Genomic DNA, 2,374 nt, shown 5'->3' on the forward strand with positions numbered 1-2,374 from the left:
TGTTATAATTCCTTCGATACGGTTCGAACTTTCTGTACTTTGAACTTTAGCAACTTCAATCAGACGTTCTAATTCAACGGGCTTTTGTCGGATATATAATTCCTGTTTCCCTTTGAATTCATGGATTTTGGCTACATAAGTTAATATTTCATTGTCCCATGTACGATTTTTAAGATAACTATAATCAAAATTTCTCATTTACTTCTCCTTTCGTTTACTCCCAAAGTATGTGCTCTTTCTCCCAATTATATACTAATTTTGGGAGAAAATGAATTAGATTGGGAGAAAAATATGATGAAAATCTTATTGAACCAAATTACCATTACTCCAAAGATTCAAACCATAATAGGCAATACTATGATCATTTCGATACACAGGCTGTACAGAATAGTTTGTGATTTCAATCTCACCAATGTACATTACTTCATCCAAGTAATACATTCCTGCAGCATCTGCTTCAGCTTGTGATCCGTAGGTTGCATAGTAAAAGTTCGTATCTAAAATCACATCACAACTCACATTTGGATTGACACCACCTGGGCAAGCATAACTTGGTCTTGTCGGTTCTGGAGTAGGTGTAGATTCTACCGCAGGTTCTTGTTTGGATTCATTAGGCCTTTCAACAGGTTGACTCACAACATCATTGTTTGATTTACTCGATGCATTGGAACTGTTTGAAGTTGATGTCTTTTGATATGAACCGGAAGAACTCTTACTAGAACCTTCTTTTTTGGAATTTTGTTTTTTACATTCCGAAGAAACACTTGTTGTTTTGAATTCACTTTTGCCCGTAACTTTTTCTTTCTGTTTTTCTTCCTTGGATTCAGGTTTCTTCATTGTATCTCCAGCATCTGTTTTCTCATCCTTGTCAACATTTTCATGTTCACTAACTATAGCTTCATGTTTACTAACACTTAAAGAAGTATCTTCCGTAAACTTTTCCACTGTTGGAACAGATACATCCTGATTCATGTTAAAAACGATGAATGTACCAACAAGTAAGCTTGAAATACATAACGCAATTAATTGTCTTTTCATTGATCTAACCTCCAATTGTATGTCTTGGTAAATATCTTTATCTTTAAAATACATATTTTACAAATCATTACCTAGATACAAATATTTCTACTTACTAAATAACAACATTTTTTCTTTTTCGGTAGGTAATAAAGATTGCTTCGGTAGGTAGGAGGGGTTTTAGGGGAGGTCACAGTCACACGTCTTGGTGCAAAGACAAACTGCCCCTCCAACAGTTTGGAAACAATCACAAGTAGAAAAAAAGCAGTTGCATATTCAACTACCGTTCTTGTTCTCGTGATCTTTTCTTTGCCCAATTTTCCAACAAGTGAATCATAAGATCCTTTTTTTTGCCTGGTGTGAAGTCCTTTGGAAAATATTTATCGATTTCCTTCATTTGAAAAGATAGCTTTTCTCTTTGGTTCGGTTTTTCTTCAGATAAAGTATCTTCAATGAATTCTGTAGTTAGCTCGCCATCATGACTCAACCGCTTGAATTCCTGACATTGAGCAAGTGACGGTGTTCTTTGATTTTCAACAATTGCATTGGCTAAATCGTACTGTTCGGATTCTGTTAAATATGAAAGCTCAACAGCCGGATTAAATGCAATCTTGATTTCATTTTCATGTCGTCCATCCACCATTTCTTGTAATGGTTCAATCAGATAGGTTAAGCGGATAAAACGACGTATTTGATTTCTGTCTAATCCTAATTGTTCACCTAATAATTCTACTGAATATTTATTTTTTGACTTCTGCTCAACTTGAGTAGAAGTTGATTTTGAATATTCAACAGGTACATCATCGACATTAATATCTACTCGTTTTCCTTGATGTTTCATAGCTTCAAGTCGCATTTTGTAGGCGTAACCACGTTCACTAGGATAAATGTTTTCACGTTGAATATTGGAATCGACCATTAATATCGTTGCCTGGTCATCATCCAAATCTCGGATAATTACATTCATTTCTTTTCTTCCTAGCTGTGACAAGGCAAATTTACGCCTGTGACCAGAAATCATTTCATACGATCCATCTTTTTTCGGACGAACTAATGCAGGCATCAGCATATCGTTTTCCTTAATCGAATCAATAAGCTTTGCCATATCCTCATCCATCGTGACATGGAAGGGATGTTCTTTAAAATCTGTAATCTTATCTATAGGGATTGTCATTACTTTTTCACTATTGGCTTCTTGTCTTTCTTCTTCTGTAGAAAACAAAGAGTCATAGCTAGGCAATCCTAAATCTAGTTTTGGCAAATGTGCCACCTCCTTAAAATAGAGTGAGTTGTATTGTATTTTTCATTGTTTGATGATTCCATTCATCAATGGCTTGATCTGCATTTTGTTTGGTTT

Annotated in this window: 2 protein-coding genes and 1 pseudogene; all 3 read right to left on the reverse strand. The window is 35.0% G+C overall.

The window, feature by feature from the left end; all coding sequences use genetic code 11:
* Positions 1 to 198: pseudogene (locus tag ACZQCL_RS07325) on the reverse strand (Fic family protein); the annotation flags it as partial.
* 105 nt (positions 199 to 303) lie between these two features.
* Positions 304 to 1,038, reverse strand: a complete 735-nt coding sequence (locus ACZQCL_RS07330; RefSeq protein WP_482482503.1) for a hypothetical protein — start codon at positions 1,036 to 1,038, stop codon at positions 304 to 306.
* 259 nt (positions 1,039 to 1,297) lie between these two features.
* Positions 1,298 to 2,287 (reverse strand): ParB/RepB/Spo0J family partition protein, encoded by a 990-nt coding sequence (locus ACZQCL_RS07335; protein ID WP_482482505.1) that lies wholly within the window; start codon positions 2,285 to 2,287, stop codon positions 1,298 to 1,300.
* Between the last annotated feature and the right edge of the window lie 87 nt (positions 2,288 to 2,374).

It is taken from the genome of Holdemanella sp., from assembly GCF_056804935.1.